This window comes from Rhodanobacter fulvus Jip2, from assembly GCF_000264315.1.
In the GTDB taxonomy this organism is placed as follows: domain Bacteria; phylum Pseudomonadota; class Gammaproteobacteria; order Xanthomonadales; family Rhodanobacteraceae; genus Rhodanobacter; species Rhodanobacter fulvus.
The window spans coordinates 1-266 of the sequence record NZ_AJXU01000019.1; the positions used below are offsets into that span (position 1 = coordinate 1).

1 pseudogene is annotated in these 266 nt (G+C 72.2%); it reads left to right on the forward strand.

What is annotated here, in order from left to right:
• Positions 1–266, forward strand: a pseudogene (locus UU9_RS18350) (2-oxo acid dehydrogenase subunit E2); the annotation flags it as partial.

A 266-nucleotide genomic window follows, 5' to 3' on the forward strand; every position in this document is an offset into this window, starting at 1 on the left:
GGCTGGGGGAGAGGGTACGGCCGGAGCGCGGCACTATGCTTCGCCCGAACCCTCTCCCGGCGCTGCGCGCCACCCTCTCCCGACATCGGGAGAGGGGAGAACCGCCGTTTCGCTGGCCGGCAAAGCCGTCCGCACCGCACCTCCCTCGCAGCAGGCCAGCGGCCAGCCGGAACAGCTCAAGGGCGTACGCCGCAACATGGCCCGCGTGATGGCCGACGCCCATGCCCAAGTGGTGCCCACCACCCTGGTCGACGACGCCGACCTGC